This window comes from Allobosea sp., assembly GCF_017308015.1.
In the GTDB taxonomy this organism is placed as follows: domain Bacteria; phylum Pseudomonadota; class Alphaproteobacteria; order Rhizobiales; family Beijerinckiaceae; genus Allobosea.
On record NZ_JAFKFW010000018.1, the window covers coordinates 73,727 to 95,341 of the forward strand.

At 66.8% G+C, this 21,615-nt stretch carries 17 protein-coding genes and 1 pseudogene; 1 reads left to right on the forward strand and 17 read right to left on the reverse strand.

The window, feature by feature from the left end; genetic code table 11:
• The first annotated feature begins 8 nt into the window (after positions 1 to 8).
• Positions 9 to 1,349 carry an HlyD family type I secretion periplasmic adaptor subunit gene (locus J0I42_RS15760; RefSeq protein WP_291656079.1) on the forward strand — a complete coding sequence of 447 codons (1,341 nt, stop codon included), beginning with the start codon at positions 9 to 11 and terminating at the stop codon, positions 1,347 to 1,349.
• Between the two features lie 126 nt (positions 1,350 to 1,475).
• Here J0I42_RS15760 and J0I42_RS15765 read toward each other — a convergent pair whose 3' ends face one another.
• The 17 genes and pseudogenes from J0I42_RS15765 to J0I42_RS15845 all read right to left on the reverse strand — a co-directional run bounded on the left by J0I42_RS15765 (position 1,476) and on the right by J0I42_RS15845 (position 21,611).
• Positions 1,476 to 2,318: an IclR family transcriptional regulator gene (locus J0I42_RS15765; protein ID WP_291656081.1), complete on the reverse strand. Its 843-nt coding sequence runs from the start codon at positions 2,316 to 2,318 to the stop codon at positions 1,476 to 1,478.
• A 42-nt stretch (positions 2,319 to 2,360) separates the two neighbouring features.
• Positions 2,361 to 3,566, reverse strand: a complete 1,206-nt coding sequence (locus J0I42_RS15770; RefSeq protein WP_291656083.1) for an amidohydrolase/deacetylase family metallohydrolase — start codon at positions 3,564 to 3,566, stop codon at positions 2,361 to 2,363.
• 1 nt (position 3,567) lies between these two features.
• Positions 3,568 to 4,440 carry an ABC transporter permease gene (locus J0I42_RS15775; protein ID WP_291656084.1) on the reverse strand — a complete coding sequence of 291 codons (873 nt, stop codon included), beginning with the start codon at positions 4,438 to 4,440 and terminating at the stop codon, positions 3,568 to 3,570.
• On the reverse strand, positions 4,440 to 5,381 hold the full coding sequence (locus J0I42_RS15780; protein WP_291656085.1) for an ABC transporter permease: 942 nt from the start codon (positions 5,379 to 5,381) through the stop codon (positions 4,440 to 4,442). Before J0I42_RS15780 ends, J0I42_RS15775 begins: the two co-directional genes overlap by 1 nt.
• A 60-nt stretch (positions 5,382 to 5,441) precedes the next feature.
• A pseudogene (locus tag J0I42_RS15785) lies at positions 5,442 to 6,964 on the reverse strand (ABC transporter substrate-binding protein).
• An 82-nt stretch (positions 6,965 to 7,046) separates the two neighbouring features.
• Positions 7,047 to 8,246, reverse strand: coding sequence for an aminotransferase class V-fold PLP-dependent enzyme (locus tag J0I42_RS15790; protein ID WP_291656087.1), 1,200 nt, complete (start codon positions 8,244 to 8,246; stop codon positions 7,047 to 7,049).
• Positions 8,247 to 8,288: 42 nt separating this feature from the next.
• A complete protein-coding gene (locus tag J0I42_RS15795) occupies positions 8,289 to 8,777 on the reverse strand; it encodes a RidA family protein (protein WP_291656089.1) in 489 nt (162 codons plus the stop codon).
• A gap of 7 nt (positions 8,778 to 8,784) precedes the next feature.
• A complete protein-coding gene (locus J0I42_RS15800) occupies positions 8,785 to 9,597 on the reverse strand; it encodes an amino acid ABC transporter ATP-binding protein (RefSeq protein WP_291656091.1) in 813 nt (270 codons plus the stop codon).
• Positions 9,598 to 9,609: 12 nt separating this feature from the next.
• Positions 9,610 to 10,245, reverse strand: coding sequence for an amino acid ABC transporter permease (locus J0I42_RS15805; protein WP_291656093.1), 636 nt, complete (start codon positions 10,243 to 10,245; stop codon positions 9,610 to 9,612).
• A gap of 4 nt (positions 10,246 to 10,249) precedes the next feature.
• Positions 10,250 to 10,918, reverse strand: coding sequence for an amino acid ABC transporter permease (locus J0I42_RS15810; RefSeq protein WP_291656095.1), 669 nt, complete (start codon positions 10,916 to 10,918; stop codon positions 10,250 to 10,252).
• A 73-nt stretch (positions 10,919 to 10,991) separates the two neighbouring features.
• A complete protein-coding gene (locus J0I42_RS15815; RefSeq protein ID WP_291656097.1) occupies positions 10,992 to 11,864 on the reverse strand; it encodes a transporter substrate-binding domain-containing protein in 873 nt (290 codons plus the stop codon).
• Positions 11,865 to 12,422: 558 nt separating this feature from the next.
• Complete coding sequence (locus J0I42_RS15820; protein WP_291656099.1) at positions 12,423 to 13,520, reverse strand: ABC transporter ATP-binding protein; 1,098 nt, start codon at positions 13,518 to 13,520, stop codon at positions 12,423 to 12,425.
• A 2-nt stretch (positions 13,521 to 13,522) separates the two neighbouring features.
• Complete coding sequence (locus J0I42_RS15825; protein ID WP_291656101.1) at positions 13,523 to 15,238, reverse strand: ABC transporter permease; 1,716 nt, start codon at positions 15,236 to 15,238, stop codon at positions 13,523 to 13,525.
• A 176-nt stretch (positions 15,239 to 15,414) separates the two neighbouring features.
• Positions 15,415 to 16,752 carry an ABC transporter substrate-binding protein gene (locus tag J0I42_RS15830; protein WP_291656103.1) on the reverse strand — a complete coding sequence of 446 codons (1,338 nt, stop codon included), beginning with the start codon at positions 16,750 to 16,752 and terminating at the stop codon, positions 15,415 to 15,417.
• A gap of 193 nt (positions 16,753 to 16,945) precedes the next feature.
• Positions 16,946 to 18,301: a sigma-54-dependent transcriptional regulator gene (locus tag J0I42_RS15835; protein WP_291656105.1), complete on the reverse strand. Its 1,356-nt coding sequence runs from the start codon at positions 18,299 to 18,301 to the stop codon at positions 16,946 to 16,948.
• Positions 18,298 to 20,238, reverse strand: coding sequence for an ATP-binding protein (locus J0I42_RS15840; RefSeq protein WP_291656107.1), 1,941 nt, complete (start codon positions 20,236 to 20,238; stop codon positions 18,298 to 18,300). Before J0I42_RS15840 ends, J0I42_RS15835 begins: the two co-directional genes overlap by 4 nt.
• A complete protein-coding gene (locus J0I42_RS15845; protein WP_291656109.1) occupies positions 20,235 to 21,611 on the reverse strand; it encodes an ABC transporter substrate-binding protein in 1,377 nt (458 codons plus the stop codon). The genes J0I42_RS15840 and J0I42_RS15845 overlap by 4 nt, the downstream gene beginning before the upstream one ends.
• Positions 21,612 to 21,615 lie beyond the last annotated feature (4 nt).

Below are 21,615 nucleotides of genomic sequence, written 5' to 3' on the forward strand. Positions count from 1 at the left end.
GTGGGCACATGAGCGTCCAATTGGTCTCGCAGCCCTGGTACAGCGATGTGCCGCGCAGCACCCGCGCCGCTACGATCGGCGGCGCCGTCATCGTCGCTGTCACCGTGATGGGCTTCGGCGTCTGGGGCAATACCGCGCCGATCGCAGGAGCGGTCATCGCCACCGGCGTCTTCGTCACCACCGGCCAGAACAAGACGATCCAGCATCTGGAAGGCGGTGTGATCCGCGAGATTCTCGTCAGAGAAGGCGATGTCGTCGTGCCCGGCCAGCCATTGGTCAAGCTCGACGACACCTCCGCCCGGGCCGAATTGCGGCGCCATGAGCTCAAGCTCTATCGCCTCGAGATGATCGAGGCGCGGCTCCGGGCCGAGATCGCCGGCCTCGATGATTTCGTCGGGCCGCCGCATCTGCTCGACAAGCGGGCTGACCCCGATATCGCCGTGCTGTACGCAGCGCAGCGCACGGCCTTCCGCGCCCGGCAGAACAATATGGCGAGCGAGATCGCGGCTCATCAGAAGAGCATCGATGCGCTGGAGGAGAAGATCGCCGGCAGCAAGGTGCAGCTCGCCGGTGTCCAGCAGCAGTCGCAATTGCTGAAGGAAGAGCTGGAGGGCAAGCAGGCCCTGCTGCAGCGGGGCTACATCCGCAAGCCGGAGGTGCTCTCGTTGCAACGCCTGGCCGCCAATCTGGCGGGCGAGGCCGGGCGCATCAGCGGCGATATCGGGGATTCCCGCGAGCGGATCGCGCGCTCGGTCGAACAGATCGACGGTGTTCGCAAGAACGCCCAGAAGATCGCCTCCGACCAGCTCCAGGAAATCAATGCCGATCTCAACGATGTGCGCGAGCGCATCCACACCGTGAAGGGCGTGCTCGACCGCTCCAACATCACCGCGCCGGTCAAGGGCACGGTGGTCAAGCTGCGCTATCACACCTCCGGCGGCGTCATCGAGGCCGGCAAGAACATCATGGAGATCGTCTCGCTGCAGGACGAACTCATCATCGAGGCGCGCGTGCGTCCGCAAGACATCGACAAGATCAGGCACAGCCAGGTCGCCACGGTGCGCCTGACGGCGCTCAACCAGCGTATCACGCCCATGGTCAGCGGCCGGGTCATCTACATTTCGGCCGATGCGCTGCCCGACGAGAAGCAGCGCGCCTATCCCGCCGTACCGGACCTCTACGTCGTCCGCGCCCGACTCGATCCGGGCAGTCTCGTCGGTCTGCACGATTTCCAGCCGACGCCGGGAATGCCGGCCGACATGTATATCCAGACGGCCGAGCGCACCTTTTTCGAGTATCTGATGCAGCCGCTGAAGGACAGCATGGCCCGCGCCTTCCGCGAAACCTGAGGCTGCCCGGGTCGACCGGCAGGATCGCCCTCAGGCCGGTCGGGACGGCGGTTTCCCTGGTGCTGCCCGCGCCAGGGAAACCGTGTGCCGACCGAGATGGGCCGGTTTCTTTCGGAAAGGGAGAGGCTAGCCGATTTTGCGGCCGGCGCTGAAATGGCCGATGCGCCAGCCGAGCTTCTCCTCGATACGGCGGGCCGCATTCTTCACCGCCTCGACGAAACTCGCATGCTCCTCGTTCACGCGGAACTCCGGCACCACGATCGAGACCGTGATCGGGCAGGCGCCGGTCTCGTCCAGCACGGGCGCGGCGATGCAGGCAACCGCATAATCCGACTCGCCGGCCTGGATCGACACGCCCGCTGCGAGCGCGTCGCGCGATTGGGCGAGCAGGGTGGCGGGATCGGTGACGGCACGTCCGGTCGGCGAGGCCTTGGCACTCTTGCGGAAGAGGGCGCTCCGCCCCGTTTCGTCGAGCCCGGCGACGAGAAGCCGGCCGGAAGCCGTCCAGTTCAGCGGCACGCGGGTGCCGACGCGCGAGGTGATGATGAAATGGCCGGGGCCCTCTGCCATGGCCTCGACCACCATCATGCCGCCGTCGCGGCCGCAGATCTGTACGGTCTCGCCGACTTCGCGCGAGAGCACATGCATCTCATGCGTCGCGACGTTGATGACCTGGAGATCGCGGGCATAGGCGAGGCCATAGTGATAGAGCCTCGGTCCCAGCCAGACACCGCCGTCGCCGGCACGGGCCAGCAGGCTCTTGTCGAGCAGGTCCTCGACGATGGCATAGACGGTCGAGAGCGGCGCGCCGATCGCGCGGGCGATCTCGTAGGCTGTCAGCGCCCGGCCTTCCTGCTGGAGATGGTCAAGAATCTGCACGGCGCGGTCGATGCCGCTGACGCGCGAGCGCCGCTGCCCGGTCGGTTCCGGGGCGTCTTGGCCTGTTTGCGTCGTCGGAGCCTTGCTCATACCAGCGCTTTCATACCTGCTGCTCGCCGAGTCAACGCCAAGTCAACGCCAGGACAGGCCGTGGCTGTGCCGGACGAGCCGGCGCGGACGCGGCACATAGCGACTGGCCGTGATCGGCTCCGCGCCGATCACGGCATGGCGTGGCTCGAACAGCCGGGCCAGGCGCGAGACGTCGCCATTGGAATCGGTGGCTTCGAGATCGCCGTCGATCAGGTCGAAGATCGTGAAATCGGCGCGCTGGCCGACGGTCAGCCGGTCGGTCATGTCGAGTTTGATCACCGACGCCGGTGCATGGGTCACCGCCTGGATGATGGCGTCGAACGGCATGCCGACCGACAGCAGCTTCGACATCGTCGTCGCCAGGTCCCAGACCGGGAAGTTCATGCAGCGGTTATGCAGGTCGGTCGAGATCGAGAACGGCATTAAACCGCGCTGGATCGCGGCCTCCGCCACCTTGAAGGAGAAGGAGGCGCCGCCATGGCCGATATCGAGGCGCACCCCCTCCGCCGCGCAGCGCTCGGCCAGCTTGAACAGGTCCTCGTCCTCCAGGATGCTCGATCCGGCCTTGCCGTTGAAGCAATGGGTGACGACGTCGCCGGGCCCGAGGATCTCCAGCACCTCGTCATAGAGTGCCGGGGGCTCGCCGACATGGACCATCATCGGCAGCTTCAGGATCTTGGCGATCTTCTTGCCGAGCTTGACCGGCGTGACGCCCCAGGAACCGGTGATGACATGGCTCGCGCGGACCTTGAGGCCGACGATGTGCTCGCTGTTCTCGGCATAGCATTCGATGATGCGGTCGAGATCGATATCCTTGATGTCGCGCAGCTCCGGCACGCGGTTGCAGGCGACGAGCCCGATCGAGCCGAGATTGAGGAAGGCCTTGATCCGCTCGCGCGCCGGCTCGATGACATATTCGCGGAAACCGTGGAAATTCGCTTCGCCGGCCGAGCCTGCGTCGACCATGGTGGTGACGCCGCGCTCGGCCCCGCAATCGCTCGGCCGGAGCGAGATGTCGGTGCCGCCATGCCAGACATGGACGTGCAGGTCGACCCAGCCCGGCGAGATGAAGGCGCCCTTGCCGTCGATGCGCTCCGCATCGACCGGGGCAGCGAGCCCTGCGCCGATCGCGGCGATCCTGCCGTCGCCGCCGACGAGGATGTCAGTGGCCGCAGCCGGGATCGCCGGCCCGAAGGCGACCGGCTTCACATTGGCGATCAGGAGCGGCTGCCGCGTGGCAGGTGTCATGTCAGAGGTCCTTCCGCAGGCGCGGATCGAGCAGGTCGCGCAGGCCGTCGCCCACCATCTGCAGGGAGAGCACGGCCAGTACGATGGCAAGGCCGGGGAAATAGGTCATCCAGTCGGCCTGTCCGATATATTGCCGGCCCGAAGAGATCATCGTGCCCCAGGTCGGGATATCCGGGCTGACGCCGAGCCCGAGGAAGGAGAGGCCGGCTTCCGCCAGCATGGCGCTGGCGAAGATGAAGGTGGCCTGCACCGTGATCGGCGAGACGATGTTCGGCAGGACATTCCGGACCATGATCCGCGAGGTCGGGTTGCCGAAGGCGCGCGCCGCCTCGACATAGGGCAGTTCGCGGATAACCAGGGTCGCGGCCCGAACGATGCGCGCGAGCCTGGGCGCATAGACGATCGAGAGCGCGATGATCACCGTCATAAGCGACGGGCCCAGCGCCGCGACCAGCGCGATCGCGAGCAGGATGTCGGGGAAGGCCATCATCGCGTCGATCAGGCGTGCGATCGGCGTGTCCAGCCGCTTGAAGAACCCGGCGAGCAGCCCGAGCGTAACCCCGATCAGCGAGGACAGCACGACGACGGCGGCGCCGACCGAGAGCGACAGCCGGCCCGCATAGAGCATGCGCGAGAAGATGTCCCGGCCGAATTCGTCGGTGCCGAACCAGTAGGTTGCGGAGGGCGGCTTCAGCCGGTTGACGATCGAGAGCTTGCCCGGCGCATAGGGTGCGAGCAGTGGCGCCAGCGCGGCGAGCAGCACGAAGACGATGAGGATCGCGAGGCCGATCGCCACCATGCGGCGCTTCAGCAGATCGCGCAGGAAGGTCCGGCCGCGGCTTGGCATCGGCGCGTCGGGGGCGAGATCGGTCATCAGTAGCGCACCCTCGGATCGACCAGCAGGTAGAGCATGTCGATCGCGAAATTGATCAGGACATACAGGCCGGCGATGACGAGCAGCGCGCCCTGGATCACCGGATAGTCGCGCCGGAGCACGGCCGAGACCACGAGATTGCCGACGCCCGGCAGGCCGAACACCGTCTCGGTCACCACCGCGCCCGAGACCAGAACGGCGGCGGTGAGGCCGAGTACGGTCAGGATCGGGATCAGCGCGTTCTTCAGCGCATGCTTGAGGACGACCCGCTGCTCGCCCAACCCCTTGGCGCGGGCCGTTCGGATATAGTCGTCGCCGAGCACGTCGAGCATCGAGGCGCGGGTGAAGCGCATGATCAGCGCCGAGGAGACGAGCCCGAGCGCCACTGCCGGCAGGATCAGGTGCCTGATGCGCTCGAGCAGGCTGGTATCGGGGCCGCCATAGCCGGAGACCGGCAGGAGCCCCAGCCGCACCGCGAATATCTGCATCAGGATAAGGCCGAGCCAGAAGCCCGGGATGCTGGCGCCGAGCATGGCGAGAGTCGTCGCCGCCTGGTCGAGGAAGGAGCCGCGCCGATAGGCGGCGTAGATGCCGACCGGCAGGGCGATGACGCTCGCGATCGCCAGCGACAGCAACGTCAGGAAGAAGGTCGGCTCCGCCCGCTCCATCAATGCCGAAGTCACCGGCATGTTCAGGAAGATCGACTGGCCGAGATCGCCGCGCAGCAGCTGCCCGACATAGATCGCGTATTGCGAGATGATCGAACGATCGAGGCCGAGCCGCGTGCGCAGATCGGCGACGTCCTGTGCTGTCGCCTCGGGGCCGAGCATCACCGCGGCGGGATCACCGGGCGTGACGCGCACGATCACGAAGACGATCGTGACGACGAGCAACATGACCGCGACCATGCCGGAAAGGCGCTGAAGGATGTAGCCGACCATGACCTGACTGTCTTGTTGCCCGCCATCCGGCTGCCATCATGCAGCCGGATGGCGGGGGGATCACTTCTTCAGGGTGACGTTCCAGAAATACGGCCAGGGCGCCGGCACGATGCCGTCGAGCTTGGCGGATTTCGCCGAGAGCGCGTTGAAGTCGCCGATCTTGATGAAGGGCACCTCGTCATAGATCGTCTTCTGCACATTGGCCCAGAGCGCGGCGCGCTTGGCCGGATCGGCCTCGGAGGTGAAGGCATCGACGGCGGCCTTGCGGGCCGGCGTGTCCCACCAGCCGGGCGAACTGGTCGAAAGCGAGCCGATCAGCGCCGGCTCCGGCAGGAACGGACTATGGGTGATGTAGATCTCCCAGAGCGCCTTGTCGGTGCGCCGCTGGGTCAGCGTCGCCCAGTCGACCACCTGCAGGTCGACGGTGAAGCCGGCGGCCTTCAGATACTCGGCCGCGACCTGCGCCATCTTGTAGTGGAATTCGTACTGGCGGCTGGTCAGGATGCGGATCGGCTCGCCCTTGTAACCGGCAGCCTTGGCCGCGGCCTTCGCCTTGTCGGCGTCTCCGATATTGTAGTTTCCGGCGACACCGGCATCGGTATTCCAGACATAGCCCGGCGGGTAGATGTTGCCGTCGAGCGCATAGAACTCCTTGGTTCCGAACGCCGCCGCCAGCATGTCCTCCATGTTGAGCGCCGTGCGGATCGCCTTGCGAACCGCTAGGTTCTTGGCAGCGCCTTCGGCGGTGTTCATGACGAAGACGGGGTAGCCGAAGGGCTTCAGCACCACGGGCTGGGAGGCTGCGCCCTTCAGCCGGTCGAAGGATTCCACGGGAAGCGAATCGACGTAGGAATACTGGCCCGACACCGCCGCCTCGATGCGGGTGTTCGCATCCGGAACCGGCACGAAGCGGACCTCGTCCAGCAGCGGCTTCCGCGCGCCGCCATAGCCGTCGCCGGCACCCTCGCGGGGCTTGTAGCCGGCGAAGCGGACGAGCTGGATATACTGGTCGGCCTTGCGCTCCTTGAGCATGTAGGGGCCGGTTCCGATGAATTCCTTCATCGGCTCGTCCTGCTTCTTCGCCGAAATGATGATCGCGGCGGAGTTGTTGAAGGCGAGCAGCGACATGAGCGGCGCGTAGGGCTCCTTCAGCGTGATCGTGAGCGAGGCGGGGCCGGCAGTCTCGACGCTCTCGATGAAGCCCGCTGCCTGCTTGCCGCGCGAGGCGAGCTTCATCCAGCGCTTCAGCGAGGCGACCGCGTCCTCGGCGGTGAGGTCCGAGCCGTCATGGAACTTCACGCCCGCCCTGAGCGCGATGGTGTAACGCTTGCCGTCCGGGCTGACCGTTGGCAGCGCGTCCGCGAGCAGCGGCGTTACCTTCCAGCTCTTGTCGAAGGTGTAGAGCGTCTCGAAGACATGCTGGGTGATCGTCCCGACCAGGTCGGCGGTCGAGACCATCGGGTCCATCGTCGGCGGTTCGCCGACGGTCGCGATCGTGGCGATGCCGCCCGCCTCCTGTGCGAAGGCGACGACGGGGCGGTGAGCAGGCTGCAGGCGAGCAGGCATCCGAACAGGCGTTTCATAATCCCTCGCATTCTTTTATTATGTAATAGAGTGTTCAATAAGAGAATATTGCTGGGCGGAGAATGTCAATGCCGCTGACGCTCAGTCAGGCCATTTCGCCAGCGAGGCGGCGCGCCGGTTGCGGCGCTCGATCAGCGGGCTGGTGATGATCGTGTTGCTGCGCCGCGCGGTTTCCAGTTCGGCGACGATACGCTCGGCGACGATCTCCTCCTGGCCCGGATGCAGGTTGCAGGGATCGAGATAAAAATAGCCGTGCTCGACCTCGTGATCGCGCACGACCACCGGTTGCGGGCCGCGCGCCAGCGCGTCGGCGAGGTCCCAGGCGGTGATATGCGCCTGCTCGGGATCGATCGAGAGCTTCATCCGGTCGAGCGGGTTATGCGTCGGGTCGGGCTCGATCACGGCGGTGACGCCGGGCCGCTCGGTGAAACGTGCGAGCCAGAGGTCGAGCGCGCGCTGCTCGCGCGCGCGGATGCCGGCATGGTCGCGCTTCTCCCAGGCTTCCAGCGCCGCCATCGTGCCGAGCACGCTTTCCTTGCCGATCTTCATGCCGCGGCCGATGCCGCCATTCTGGATATAGGCCGCCCGGACCATATCCTTGCGGCCGGCGACGATGCCGCCGGTCGGCCCGCCCAGGAACTTGTGCGAGGAATAGAGCACGATATCGGCGCCGGCCTCGAGGAAGCCGCGCAGGTCGTATTCGGAGGCCGCGTCGACGATCACCGGCACGCCGTGCTCGTGGCAGACAGCCGCGAACTCGTCGAGCGGCATGAGCCCGTACTGCACCGTATGATGCGAGACGACATAGAGCGCCGCCGCCGTGTGCTCCGAGATCGCCCCGGCAAGCTGGTAGGCGCGGGCGCTGGTGGCCTGCCCGACGACGACCGGCGTGGCGCCGGCGAGGCGGATCGCCTGGTCGACGGGGGCGCCATAGCCGACCATATGGCCCATCATGATCACGACCTCGTCCTGGAGGCCGCTGGCATCCGGCAACTGCTCGACGGCGAAGAGATCGTCGCCCGTCATGGCGCCGGCGATCGCCAGCGTGATCCCGGCCGAGCAGGAGGCGGTGACGAAGCCGGCCTCGCTGCCGCAAAGCCGCGCGATCACGGCGCTGGCCTTGCGCTGGAGATCGTCGATCTCGACGAATTGCGGCAGGATCGCCGCCATCGCGGCGATCGCCTCGGGCACGACGATCGAGGCGCCGAGCGAGGTCATCGTCCCGGAAACATTGATGACGGGACGCAGGCCCAGCGACGGGCGGATATCGGAAGCGGACATGATGTTCTCCTGAAAGGCGGGCAGTGGGGCTTAAGGCCCCGGTTATGAAACGGCGACGATCGCTTCGATCTCGACGGTGATCTGGCGGGGCAGCGAGCCGAAGCCGACCGCCGAACGGGCATGTTTCCCGGCCTCGCCGAAAACGGCGACGAAGAGGTCGGAACAGCCATTGATGACGGCCGGATGGTCGCTGAATTCCGGGGTGGCATTGACCATGCCGAGCAGCTTGACGACGCGCCTGACACGGCCGAGATCGCCGAGCGCTTCATGCAGCACGGCGAGCAGGTTGAGGCCGGTCAGCCGGGCATGCTCGTAGGCTTCGGCGACGCTGATGTCACGGCCGACCTTGCCGGTATGGAGCCGGCCGTCCTCATGCGTCGGCCCCTGTCCGGAGAGGTAGATCAGGCCGCCTTCCTGAACATGGGTGGCGAAATTGCCGATCGGCCGCGGCAAGTCGGGAAGCTTAAGGCCGAGTTCCGCCAGCCGCTTGTAAGGTGCCGTGTCGGGAAGAGTGGACAGGACTGCGTTCATGGGTTCCTCAGGCCGGGTTCGGGCGGAATCCGGCGAAGCGTGACAGGAAGGAGCGCAGTCGCTCATGCGGCTGCTCGCCGAAGACTTTCGCGGGCGGCGCATCGATGACGATCCGGCCCTGGTCGGTGAAGACGACGCGATCCGCGACGTCCCGTGCGAAAGCCATCTCATGGGTGACGAGGATCATGGTGCGGCCCTCGGCGGCGAGTTCCTGCACCACGGCGAGCACCTCGCCGACGAGTTCGGGGTCGAGCGCGGAGGTGATCTCGTCGAGCAGCAGCACCTTCGGCTCCATCGCGACCGCACGCGCGATGCCGACCCGCTGCTGCTGGCCGCCGGACATCTGCGAGGGCATCGCATCGACCTTGGCCGCGAGCCCGACGCGGGCGAGCCATTTCTCGGCGATGGCGCGCGCCTCGGCCTTGGAGCGCCCGCGCGACTTCATCAGGCCGAGCATGATGTTCTGCGCCGCGGTCAGATGCGGAAACAGGTTGAACTGCTGGAACACCATCGCCGCATCGACGCGGATCGCGGCCAGCTCCCGGTCGCTGCGGCGCTTGCGGCCGCCGGCGCCGTCGCGATAGCCGACCTCGGTGCCGTCGATCCGGATCGAGCCGCCATCGTACTCTTCGAGGAAGTTGATGCAGCGCAGCAGCGTGGTCTTGCCGCTGCCGGAGGGGCCGATGATCGCCACGACCTCGCCCTTGCCGACGCGGAGATCGACGCCCTTCAGCACCTGATGGGTGCCGAAGGACTTGGTCAGGCCCTCGATCGCGATCACCGGTTGCGCGGCGGAGGCACGGGCATCCGTCTCGGCCATGGATGCCTCCTTTCAGACGAAGCGCTTCTCGAGCCGGCGGCTGAGCGCCGAGAGCGGGAAGTTGATGGCGAAATACATCAGCGCGCCGATGAGATAGAGCGGCAGCGCGACATGGGTGCGCCCGATCACCTGCTGCAGCGACAGCATCAGGTCGACGATGCCGAGCAGCGAAACGAGCGATGAGCCTTTCACGGTGTCGACGACGCTGTTGACGAAGGGCGGCAGGAAACGACGCACGGCCTGTGGCGCCAGAACATGCGTGAAGCGGTCGAACAGGGTGAGCCCGATCGCCTTGGCGGCTTCGGTCTGGCCGGCGGGAATCGACTGGAACGAGCCGCGCGTGATCTCGATGATCTGCGCCGATTTGAACGCGGTCAGCGCGACGATCGCCGCGAGCAGGCTCGGCAGGTTCACCTTGATCGCCGGCAGGCCGTAATAGACGAAATAGAGCAGGACCAGGATCGGCACGCCGCGCACGAAATCAGCATAGAGCCGGATCGGCGCGCGTGCCCAGAGCGGCCCGAAGGCGAGCACGCAGCCGAGCGGCAGGCCGACGATCAGCGACAGCACGATCACGCAGGCCGAGACCAGCAAGGTCGTCAGCAGGCCGTCGACGAGGAAGGGCAGGGTCTGGATCAGCGTCGCCATGCCGTCACCGCGCTATTCGATAGCGCCGTTCGGCGAGGCGCAGCAGCAGCAGGATGGCGTAGCTGGTGATCAGGTAGATCGGCGTCGCTAGGAGATAGACCTCTACCGTGCGGAAGGTCTGGGTCTCGATCCAGCGCATGCCATAGGCGAGTTCCGGCACGGCGATGGCCGAGGCGATCGAGGTGTCCTTGAACAGCGAGACATAGGTGTTGGAGAGCGAAGGCAAGGCGATGCGCATCGCGGTCGGCAGGCGCACATGCCAGAGCACCTTCATCGGCGTGAGCCCGATCGCCTTACCGGCCTCGATAAGCCCGCGCGGCACGGCCTCAAGTCCTGCCCGCATGACCTCGACCAGATAGGCTCCGGAATAGATCGAGAGCGTGGCCACGAAGGAGGTCACCGCATCATATTGCAGGTCGATGGCGCTGGGGATGCCATAGAAGACCAGATAGACCAGCAGCAGCAGCGGCACGTTGCGGACGAACTCGACATAGGCCGCAATCAGCGGGCGCGCCCATTTCGGGCCGTCCAGGCTGATCAGCGCCAGCACGAGGCCGATCGCCATGCCGATCGCGATGCTCGCCGCCGCGAGTTCGAGGCTGAGCAGCAGCCCGTCGAACAGCTTGCCGGCATAGCGCCAGACGATCGCGAAGTTGAAATGGTAATTCGCCATGATGCCGAGGATCAGCCGGGCGTCGGGAGCGGAAGGGCGCGTGGCACCCTTCCGCTTGCGAAGCGTGGGACGGTCAGAAGCGCGGCAGGCCGGGCTGGCGCTGCGGCGGCTCGGCGCCGAAATAATCCTTCACTGCCGCGTCGTAGAGCTCGTTCTGGTGACCGAAGATCGCGATCTCGAAGGTGGTGTTGACGAAGCGCGCCCAGTCGGGATCGCCCTGCTTCATGCCGGCGCCGTAGAGCATCGTGTTCCAGGACTTGCCGGCGTCGGCATATTTGTCGGGATGGCGCTTGGCGAGCCACCAGACGGTGGAGAGATCGACCGCGGCGGCGTCCGCCCGCTTGGAATCGAGCGCCAGGATGACGTTGGCCTGGCTGTCGAGCTGCATCACCGTCGCCTGCGGCAGCACCTTCTTCACCGATTCCTCGGCATCGACATTCTGCAGGATCGAGACACGCGCCGAGGAGCCGGCCTTGAGCAGCGCGTCGAAGCTTTTCTTGTCGCTGTCCGGCCGGGTCAGCAGCGCGATGCCCTCGACATAATAGGGGCGCGAGAAGGCGATGAGCTGCGCGCGCGCCGGCGACATGGTCATGAACTGGATGACGATGTCGACCTTGCCGGTATTGATGTTGGGGATGCGCTGGGCCGCGTCCTGCCGGACGAACTCGACCTTGCTGGCATCGTCGAACAGCCCCTTGGCCAGGATGCGGCCCATGGTGATGTCCATGCCGACGAGCTGGCCCTTCTCGTCCTCGAAATGCCAGGGCGCATTGGTGGACCCTGTGCCGACGATCAGCTTGCCGCGATCCAGAACCGTGCGCAGCAGGCTGTTGGGTGCCGATTGTGCCGCGGCCTCGCGGGCCGTGCTCGCCGCGGCAGCCAGCGCGAGGCCGCCAATTACTCCACCCTTCAGAAGAAGCCTCTTGCCTTCATCCGTCCCGCTCATTGGCGATACCCCTCTTTGCAAGATTAATCCATAATTGCAGAATATATCTTGTAGTAAGGGATGCTAGGGATGCTTTCACGCCGGAGTCAAGCACGGCGGCTCTCCCGGTCACGGTGCCGGAGCTGGGATACACGCTGATGCTGCCGCGCAACGAACTGCGTCGACGGATCGGGCAGGCAGGGCTGGTGCACGGCGGCCATGGGCCCGCGCCGCGTCTGCCGGGCGTTCCGTGCACGTGAGTATCGACAAACTGGCGCTTGACCTCGCGGCCCAGAGATTCGCGGGTGGCGATGGGCAGGGCGGCTCTTATGCCGCCGGCGAGGGTGTCATTTCCCTCTGCGACGGAGGCCGCGCGCTGTAAAACTGGGCCAGGTCGTAGAGATCGTCATGCCTGACGACGACCGCTATGGCGCGGCCCCGAAGCGTGATGCCGGGGCGACGGTGCGCGACAAGATCGAATAACAGGAGTCGGCGTCAATGCTGCGCCGCTAGGCGCAACCGTGTGCCATTCCGGGGTATTCGTTGCGCGAAGTCCCGGAATGACGAGTGTCGGTGTCGTTAGGCTGCCAGCCACAACAGCGCGTGCGGCGACAGCCTGAGCGTCGCACGGCTGCCGACCTCGAACAGTCCGCTGCCGGACTGGAACGGCACGTCGACCGCCACCTCCGTCGTCCCGATCTGGACGCCATAGCGCACGCTGGCGCCGAGGAACTCGCGATTGGCGACGGTGCAGGGCAGGGCGAGCATCCCGTCCTCGGCCGCGCCGGCATCACCGAGGCTGGCATGCTGCGGCCGGAAGACCAGCTTGGCGCCTGCCGGAACCGTCGCTTCCGCCGGAACGGGCACCCGCGCCCCGCCCTCGATCTCGAAGACGCGATCCGCCCCGCTGCCCGTGAGCGTCCCGCCGAGGATGTTGGCGGTGCCGAGGAAGCCGGCGACGAACAGGTTCGCCGGGCGCTCGTAGAGGTCCATCGGCGTGCCGACCTGCTGGACGATGCCGTCGTTCATCACGGCGATCCGGTCGCAGATCGTGTTCGCCTCCTCCTGGTCGTGGGTGACGAAGATCGTGGTCAGGCCGAGGCGCTGCTGCAGGTCGCGCAACTCGCGCCTCACCTGCACGCGCATCTTGGCGTCGAGATTGGAGAGCGGCTCGTCGAGCAGCAGCACCTTGGGCTCGACCGCGACGGTGCGCGCCACCGCGACGCGCTGCTGCTGGCCGCCCGAGAGCTGCGAGGGCCGCCGCTCGGCGAGATGGGCGAGGCCGACCAGGCCCAGTGCCGCCTCGACGCGCCGCTCGACCTCGGCCCGCTTCACGCCGCGCTCCTCCAGCCCGAAGGCGACGTTCCGGCGCACCGTCATGTGGGGCCAGAGCGCATAGGACTGGAAGACCATGCCGACATCGCGCTTCCAGGGTGGCAGGTCGGTGATCGGCTTGCCGCCGATCCGGACCTCGCCGGTATCGGCATGGTTGAAGCCGGCGATCAGGCGCAGGAGCGTGGTCTTGCCGCAGCCGGACGGGCCGAGGAAGGCGAAGAACTCGCCGGGCTTGATCGCCAGGTTGACGTCCTTGAGCACATGGTTGGTGCCGTAGGAGAGGTTGACGCCTTCGATATCGACGGCGACGGCGGGCGTGGTCAGGGAGACGGTTGCGTTCATGATCAGTGGCCCATTCCCTTGGCCTTCTGGCTGCGTTCGATGATGAGATGTGAGAGGAAGGTGCAGGCCGCGACGAGGATCACCGCGACGACGCCGAGCGCGGCACCGGGTCCGCGCCCTGCTGCCGACTGCATGAAGACATAGAGCCCGTAGGCCAGCGGCGCGTCGGAGTTGGACTGAACCAGCATCAGCGTCGCCGAGAGCTCTACCGCCGCCGTCGAGAACGAGGTGACGAAACCGGCGAGGATGCCGCCCGCCATCAAGGGCACGACGATGCGCCGGACCGTGCGCGCCTTGGTGGCTCCGAGGTTCTCGGCCGCTTCCTCCAGCGAGACCGAGATCTGCTGGAGCGCCGCGTAGCAGGCGCGCAGCGCATAGGGCAGGCGCCGGATCGCGAGCGCCATCACGATGGTGATCCAGAGGGCGGCGAGCGGCGTCCCGTCCGGCAGGGTGATGCCGTAGAAGGTCCTGAGATAGCCGATGCCGAGCACGACGCCGGGGATTGCGAGCGCGGCGGTCGCCATCCAGTCGAGCCATTCGCGGCCGACGAGCTTGGTGCGCAGCACCAGATAGGCGATGGCGACCCCGAGCACGACGTCGATGCCGCCGGCGATGGTGGCATAGATCAGCGTGTTCTTGATGTAGACCGAGCTCTCGCCGAAGACGCGCCCGTAATGCGCGATCGTGTAGGCGTCGGGCAGGGGCGAGAACGACCAGATCGTCGCGAAGGAGAGCAGCAGCAGGCCCAGATGCGGCGCCAGCACCAGCGCCAGGATCAGGATGACGATGCCGTAGCCGAACACGGCTTCCATCGGTGTCATCACCCGCTTGGCGAGGCCGCCGCCACCGCGCTGCGTCGTGGCGTAGTCGCGGCCCTTGAGCGCCCGCGCCGAGAGCCACATCGCCAGCACAGAGGCGACGATCAGCACGACCGAGATGACATAGCCCATCGGGTCGGCGATGCCGATCGAGGTCACCCGCAGATAGGCCTGCGGCGCCAGCATGTCCTTGACGTTGAGCAGGAGCGGTGTCGCGAGATCGTCGAAGACCTTGACGAAGACGAGCGAGGCGCCGGCGAGATAGCCCGGCATCGCCAGCGGGAAGACGATCCGCCGGAACAGCCTGAAGCCCGACGAGCCGAGATTCTGTGCGGCCTCTTCCATCGCACGGTCGACATTGCGCAGCGCCGCCGAGAGATTGATCAGGATGAACGGGAAATAATGGACGGACTGGACGAAGATGACGCCGTTCAGCCCCTCCATGAAGTCGATCTTGAAGCCGAACCAGTCGTCGAGCAGCAGGTTCACCGAACCGTTGCGGCCGAAGAAGAGCTGCATCGCCACCGCGCCGACGAAGGGCGGCATGATCAGCGGCAGGAAGCCCAGCGTCTGGACGATGGCCGCGCCGCGGAAGACGAAGCGCGTGGTGAGATAGGCCAGAGGCAGGGCGAAGACCGAGGCCCAGACCACCGACATCGCAGAGACATAGAACGAGTTCCACAACGAGCGCATGAACAGCTCGGTGCGGACGAAATCGTAGAAATTGACCAGCGTGAAGGTCGAGGTGCCCTTCTCCGTGAAGGCGACATAGATCACCGTCGCCACCGGCAGCACCAGGAACATCAGGAGGAAGGCGGCGATCGCCAGCGCCAGCGCGATCTGGCCGGGCGTGCCGGCGATGCGACGGGGGCGGGGTGCCGAGGTCGGAATGGCTGTCATGGATGCGGGCCGGGCTGTCATCCCGTGGGCACTGCGGCATGTAGATGCCGCAGCGCAGACGCGGGACCGTTGTCAGGAAAAGGCGCCTGCTGGTCAGGCGGTCCCGTGTCTGCGCCGCAGCGTTTCACGCTGCAGCGCGCACGGTATGACCCGCAGGACGACGACGACAGGCGAGTTTATTTCGCCGCCTTGAGCGCCTCTTCCGCCTTCGCCTTGGCCTTGGCGTAGTTGTCGCGGGCGAAGCTCGCCCACTTGCTCTCGACTTCGGCCTGACGGGCGCCTTTCTCCTTGCCGCCGATAAAGGCCCCGCGAAGCTCGGGGCTTGCGGCCTGCGCTTCGCTCACCGGCATGGCGGCAAGCAGCACGCGGGCTTCCTCGGCCAGCGCCTTGGCCTTGTCGTTCGGCTTCTTGGCCAGCGCCGCATCGACCTCGTGCAGCACCTTGTTGACGCCCTTCAGCCCCTCGAGCTGGAACGAGATCAATTGGTCGAACAGCGTGTCGACCACCGCGGTGCGCCCTTCCGACTTGTCGACATCGAAGCCGATCATCTTCTGGAAGCGGGGGTCGGTGAAGGGGTTCGGATAGTCAGCGCCGGCCTTGGCGTAGACCGCCGGGTTGACCGGCAGGCGGCGGATGCCGGGTTCGAGCAGCACTTCCTGGCCTGCGGGCGACAGCAGGAACTCGACGAAGGCCTCGGCCGCCGCCTTGTTCGGCGGGTTGGCGACGATGCCGACATTGGCCGGGACGACGGTCGTCACGCTCGGGTAGACGAACTTGACGGGAAAGCCCGAGGCCTGGGCCGAGAAAGCGAAGAAGTCGATGACGATGCCGACGCCGACCTGTCCGGAATTGACCTGTTCCGGCACGCCGAAGGAACGCTCGTTGATCGAGCGGAAATTGCCGGCCATCTCCTTGATGGTGCGCCAGCCCTTGTCCCAGCCTTCGCCCTGCAGGATCGTCTCGATCGTCAGATGCGTGGTGCCGGAGCGCGACGGCGCCGCGATCGAGACGTGGTCGTAGAAGACCGGCTTGGCGAGGTCCTGCCATTCCTTGGGCTCGGGCAGCTTGTTGGCCTTGGCATAGCGGTCGTTCCACATGATGCCGTAGCCGGAGGCGGCGAAGCCGAAATAGAAGCCCTGCGGGTCGTTGATCGGATAGGAGCCGATCTTCTCCGGGATGCCGGTTGCCTTGGGCTTGTAGGCGGTGAGGAGCTTCTTGCCCTTCAACACTTCGAAGGCGTCGGGCGCCGACGCCCAGAACAGGTCGACCTGGTTGTTGGCCTTGGTCTCCTCGACATATTTCACGCCGGCATTGGTGTTGCGGTTCTGCACTTCGAGCGTGACGCCCGGAACCGCCTTCTCGAAGGCTTTCTTGATGGGATCGGTGACGTCCTTGGAGAAGGAAGTCACCACCGTGACCTTGCCGGCCGGGGCCTGCGCCAGAGCGATGGTCATGAACGAGGCGCTCAGCGACAGGCCGAGAGTGGCCGCGAGCGCGGTCCGACGATTCAACATGGCTTCCTCCCGAAGCAGATTTTGGGGTCGACGTCGAGGTCGATGCCATCTTCTTCAGCAATGGCGATGCCAAGTGCCGGTGGCATTGATTTCGTTGCGGAATTCGGGAGTCAGGGTCTTCAGGTATCCAATTTCGGGGGCGTGGCGGTAACCTGCCAGCCGCCCGGATGGGTCATCGCGGTAACATCGTTGCTCAATCCGCGAGCGCCGCGGAACCGCTCAGGCCATAGCGGCGCATCTTGAGATAGAGCGTCTTGCGGGTGATGCCGAGCGCCGAAGCCGTCACGCCGATCCGTCCGTTATGCCGCTTCAGCGCGGCGCCGATCGCATCGGCCTCGGCGAGGGCGACCAGCTCTTCCAGCGTCCGCTCCGCGCCGTCGGGTGTCGAGGCACTGGCATCCGCGTCCTCGAAATCCTCGTCCATGCCGAGCAGGCTGCGCTCGGCGGCATTGCGCAGTTCTCGCACGTTTCCCGGCCAATCCTGCCGCGTCAGCCGCTGCAGCAGGTCGCGGCCGAGCGGCGGGGCCGACCGGCCGACGCGGGCGGCGGCGAGCGCGAGAAAATGCTGGAACAATAGCGGAATATCCTCGCGACGGTCGCGCAAGGGCGGCAGGCGCAGCGTCACGACGTTCAACCGATAGACCAGGTCCTCGCGGAAGCCGCCGGCCTTGGCGAGCGCGGCGAGATCGGTCTTGGTCGCCGCGACGATGCGGATATCGACCGCGATCTCCTTGTTGGAGCCCAGCCGCTCGATCCGCCGCTCCTGCAGGGCGCGCAGCAGGCGCACCTGCGCCGCCATCGGCATCGACTCGATCTCGTCGAGGAAGAGCGTGCCGCCGCTGGCATGCTCGATCTTGCCGATCCGCCGCTCGCGCGCCCCGGTGAAGGCGCCGGCCTCGTGCCCGAACAATTCGCTCTCGATCATCGTCTCGGGGATTGCCCCGCAATTCACCGCGACGAAGCGCCCGGCGCGGCGATTGCCGAGATCGTGCAGGGCGCGGGCCGCGACCTCCTTGCCGGTTCCTGTCTCGCCGAAGAGCAGCACGTCGGTATCGGCATCGGCCAGCAGCGCAAGCCGGCTGCGCAGACGCGCGACCGCCGGCGAGTGCCCGACGACGCGCGCCGCCCAGGGGTCTTCCGGATGAGCGCCGGCCTTGAGCGAACGGTTCTCGATGATCAGCCGGCGGTATTCGCTGGCGCGCCGGATCGTCTCGATCAGGCGAACAGGGTCGGCCGGCTTCTCGACGAAATCCCAGGCACCTTCGCGGATCGCCTTCACCGCCATGGGAACATCGGCATGGCCGGTGATCAGCACGACCGGAATCTCCGCGTCGATCGCGGTGACGGCCGAGAGCAGCCCGAAGCCGTCGCGGCCGGGCATGCGGACATCGCTGACCAGCACGACGGAAGCGTCGCGGCCGAGTTCCGCGAGCGCCGCGTCGCCGGAGCGTCTGGGCAGGACCGTGAAGCCTTCGAGTTCGAGCGTCAGCCGCCAGGCTTCGAGAACCTCGGCATCGTCGTCGACGAGGACGATCGTGGGAGCGCTCATGCGTCGATTTCCAGCGGGGCCATGACGTGGGCTGTCGTCCCTTCGAGCGTGATCAGGAAGCGCGTGCCTCCGGGGCCGGTCTCGGCGACGGCCAGCGTGCCGCCGAGATCCTTGATGATGTTGTAGGACAGCGAGAGGCCGAGGCCGAGCCCGGAGCCCACCGGCTTGGTCGTGAAGAACGGATCGAATATCCGCTCCAGATGCGCCCGGTCTATCCCGGGTCCGTTATCAGCGACCCAGATCTCGACCCGGTGGCCGTCGCGCCGCGCACCGATCGCGATCGTCGCATCGCGGGCGCCCGCGACGGCGTCGAGCGCATTGGCGATGAGGTTGACCAGCACCTGTTCCAGCCGGATTTCCTCGGCATGGACATGAAGGCGAGCCGCCGGCAGATCCCGTTCGAGCGCCACGCGCTCGGCATCGAAGCGCGGCCCGAACAGCGACAGCGCGGTTTCGACGACATCGCCGACAGCGACCGGCGCCAACACCACGCCGGGCTTGCGCGCAAACCGGCGCAGATGCGCGATCAGGTCGGCGGCGCGCGTGGTCAGCGCCTGGATGCGGCCGATGGCCTTCCGCGCTTCCTCCGGCCGCCCGCGCTCCAGTAGCAGTGCGCCGTTATGGGCATGCGAGCGGATCGCGGCGAGCGGCTGGTTGAGCTCGTGGCTGAGACCTGCCGCCATCTGCCCGAGTGCCGCGAGCTTGGCGGCCTGGATGAGGTCGTCGCGCGTCTGCCGGAAGACGGCGAGTGCACGGGCGAGATCGCCGAGCTCGTCATTGCCCGCTTTCGGCAGCAGGGCCGAGGACTGGCCGCTGGCGATGCTGGTCGCGGCTTCGGTCAGGATGCGCAGGCGCGCCACCAGATGGCGCCGGACATAGAACCAGCCGATCAGCAGCGCGCCGAGCAGCGAAGCCGCCGCGATGGCGAGCAGCAGGTTGCGGCCAAGCCGGATCGCCTCGGCCGAGCGGTCGGCGGCATCCTTGGCGACTGCTTCAGTTCGCTGCACCTCCTGCGAGACGAGCGTGCCGAGTTCCGTGACGAGGCGCCGGCTCTCGGAAATCAGGCGCTGCGCGTCGGCGAGCGCGGCGAGCTCGGCACGCTTGAGGCCGGGCAGGCCGGTGGTGGTGTCGGCGAGTCCGATCAGGCGCTGCGTGATCTGGCGGACCGTGATCGTGTCGGGCCAGCCCGCCAGCGCCTTGGCCTCGACCTCGAGCTGGTCGACCGCCTCGCCGATGACATGGCCGGTCTGCTCCATGTCCTCGCGGGTCTGCACCGTGCCGAGCCGCCCGAACAGGCCGACGATCAGGTTGGCCTGGGCGTTGAGCGTCATCAGCGCTTCGCTCTTGCGGGTCTCCTCGCGGATCGTGTTCGGCTTGGCCGATGCCGCTTCGCCGCCGCTCTGGCCGAGCGCGGTATCGATGTTGAAGCGGGCATCGTCGGTCAGCGGCTCGATTTCGTCGATCAGGTCGGCCTGAAGCCAGCGCAGCTCCTCGCTGACGCCTCGGATGCGCTCGGCCAGCGTGAAGCGCCGCCCCGAGACGTCATCGATGGCGCCGAGATTGCGCCGGATCTCGGCCGCCACGGCCGTCAGCTGCGGCGCGTCGAAGCCGCTGCCCGCCCGCTCCGACAGCACCTTGTCGAGTTCGCTCAAGCGCTCGCCGACCACCCGCCGGCCGCGGTCATAGCCATCGCGCCGTTCTGCATTGGCGAGTTCCGGCATGCCGGCAATGACGCGGGCGCTCGCTTCTGCCAGCCGCGCCGCTGAGGCAAGGCCCGGCAGATGCTCGCGGGCGATTGCCGCCAGCTCCTTGCTCAATCGCTCATAGGAGATGACGCCGACGATGCCGGCGCCGACCGCGAAGAGGCCGACGCCGAGGAAAGCTGCGATCAATCGGCCGCCGATGCCGAAGCGCCGTCTGGGCAGGGCAGGCGTCATGGCCGCGGTCCGGTCAGGCTCTCGTCGCGCCAGCCCAGCGCGGTGAGGCGTTCGGCGGCCTGCTGCAGGCTGTTGCTCGCCTCCGCAGCGCGGGCCACGATCGCGTTCCTGATGTCGCCTTCGAGGCGCGCCTGCTGCTCGGGCACGGCAAGGCCCCGCGGCACCCGCACGATGTTCCGGAAGCGATCCGCTCCCTCAAGTTCGGCAGCCGAGACCGGCGGCTGTGTCAGAGCGGCCCGGGCCTGCGTCAGCAGCCGCGCCGCCGGCTCGTCGGGTCGGCCGAGCAGCGCCGCCTCCATGGTCTGCAGGCTGCGCCAGAGCCTGGCATGTTCGGTGCGTCGCAGGGTGATCCACTCGTCGAAGATCAGGTTCACCAGCTCGTAGCGTCCGGCGGAGAGGCCGGCGTCGAAGCCCGTCCGGTTGAAGATGCCTTCGGTCTCCGACAGATGCGGTGGCGTCTCGTCCGGTCCGTAGGCGGAAGGCGAAACAGCAAGGCGTCCGATCCGGGGTTCGCGCAGCATCCTTTGCCCTTCCGGAGAGAGCACGAAGTCGATGAAGAGCTCGGCCTCCTTCGGATTGGGCGAGGTCGCCAGCCTTGCGATGCTGGCGGGAGCGAACAGGGTCTCGCCCGGCAGCACGAAGCGGTTGCTCTCGCCGTTGGTCGTCCGGGCCTCGGTCAGGAAATCGATGGAGATGCCGATGCCGAACCGGCCGCGGGCCACGCCGGCGGTGACGCCGAAGCTGCGCGCCGTGATCGTCGCGAGATTGCCGCCGATCGCCGACCACAGCGCCCAGCCACGTTCCCAGCCGAGCGATTGAAGCAGGGCCTCGACCATCAGATGGGTCGTTCCGGAGCGGGCGGGCGAGGTCAGGCCGATATGGCCGGCATAGACCGGCGCGGCGAGGTCGGCCCAGTTGCGCGGCACAGGCAGGTCGCGCGCTGCGAGATAGCCTGGGTTGTATACGAGACCGTAGCCGGAGACCGCGAAGCCGAGATAGCGATGGCCGGGATCGTTGACCGGATAGCCGGCGATGGTCTCCGGCGCGCCGGTTTGGCGCGGCTGCACCGGCGCCAGCAGGTTTGCCCGCTTCAGCAATTCGAAGGCGTCGGGCGCGGAGGCCCAGAACAGGTCGGCTTCCGGCCGCTTCTGCGTGCGGATGTCTACGACGGCAGCGGTGGTCTTGCGCTGCACCACCTCGACGGCGATGTCGGGATGCCGATTGCGGAAGGCGCTGCGGAAAGGCTCGAAGAAGGAAGGCGGGAACGAGGTGATGATCTGGACTCGCCGTCCTTCGGCCATGCCGATGGCTGGCCAGCCGCAAGCCAGCAAAGCAAGGAAGACAAGCCTGATCGTAACAGCGTAACGGCCCATGCAA

Coding starts and splice junctions, on each gene's coding strand:
- J0I42_RS15815 (WP_291656097.1), bottom strand. CDS start 11,864: ATGAGCGGGACGGATGAAGGCAAGAGGCTTCTTCTGAAGGGTGGAGTA.
- J0I42_RS15810 (WP_291656095.1), bottom strand. CDS start 10,918: ATGGCGAATTACCATTTCAACTTCGCGATCGTCTGGCGCTATGCCGGC.
- J0I42_RS15845 (WP_291656109.1), bottom strand. CDS start 21,611: ATGGGCCGTTACGCTGTTACGATCAGGCTTGTCTTCCTTGCTTTGCTG.
- J0I42_RS15830 (WP_291656103.1), bottom strand. CDS start 16,752: ATGTTGAATCGTCGGACCGCGCTCGCGGCCACTCTCGGCCTGTCGCTG.
- J0I42_RS15790 (WP_291656087.1), bottom strand. CDS start 8,246: ATGTCCGCTTCCGATATCCGCCCGTCGCTGGGCCTGCGTCCCGTCATC.
- J0I42_RS15825 (WP_291656101.1), bottom strand. CDS start 15,238: ATGACAGCCATTCCGACCTCGGCACCCCGCCCCCGTCGCATCGCCGGC.
- J0I42_RS15805 (WP_291656093.1), bottom strand. CDS start 10,245: ATGGCGACGCTGATCCAGACCCTGCCCTTCCTCGTCGACGGCCTGCTG.
- J0I42_RS15800 (WP_291656091.1), bottom strand. CDS start 9,597: ATGGCCGAGACGGATGCCCGTGCCTCCGCCGCGCAACCGGTGATCGCG.
- J0I42_RS15820 (WP_291656099.1), bottom strand. CDS start 13,520: ATGAACGCAACCGTCTCCCTGACCACGCCCGCCGTCGCCGTCGATATC.
- J0I42_RS15835 (WP_291656105.1), bottom strand. CDS start 18,301: ATGAGCGCTCCCACGATCGTCCTCGTCGACGACGATGCCGAGGTTCTC.
- J0I42_RS15775 (WP_291656084.1), bottom strand. CDS start 4,440: ATGACCGATCTCGCCCCCGACGCGCCGATGCCAAGCCGCGGCCGGACC.
- J0I42_RS15780 (WP_291656085.1), bottom strand. CDS start 5,381: ATGGTCGGCTACATCCTTCAGCGCCTTTCCGGCATGGTCGCGGTCATG.
- J0I42_RS15840 (WP_291656107.1), bottom strand. CDS start 20,238: ATGACGCCTGCCCTGCCCAGACGGCGCTTCGGCATCGGCGGCCGATTG.
- J0I42_RS15765 (WP_291656081.1), bottom strand. CDS start 2,318: ATGAGCAAGGCTCCGACGACGCAAACAGGCCAAGACGCCCCGGAACCG.
- J0I42_RS15770 (WP_291656083.1), bottom strand. CDS start 3,566: ATGACACCTGCCACGCGGCAGCCGCTCCTGATCGCCAATGTGAAGCCG.
- J0I42_RS15760 (WP_291656079.1), top strand. CDS start 9: ATGAGCGTCCAATTGGTCTCGCAGCCCTGGTACAGCGATGTGCCGCGC.
- J0I42_RS15795 (WP_291656089.1), bottom strand. CDS start 8,777: ATGAACGCAGTCCTGTCCACTCTTCCCGACACGGCACCTTACAAGCGG.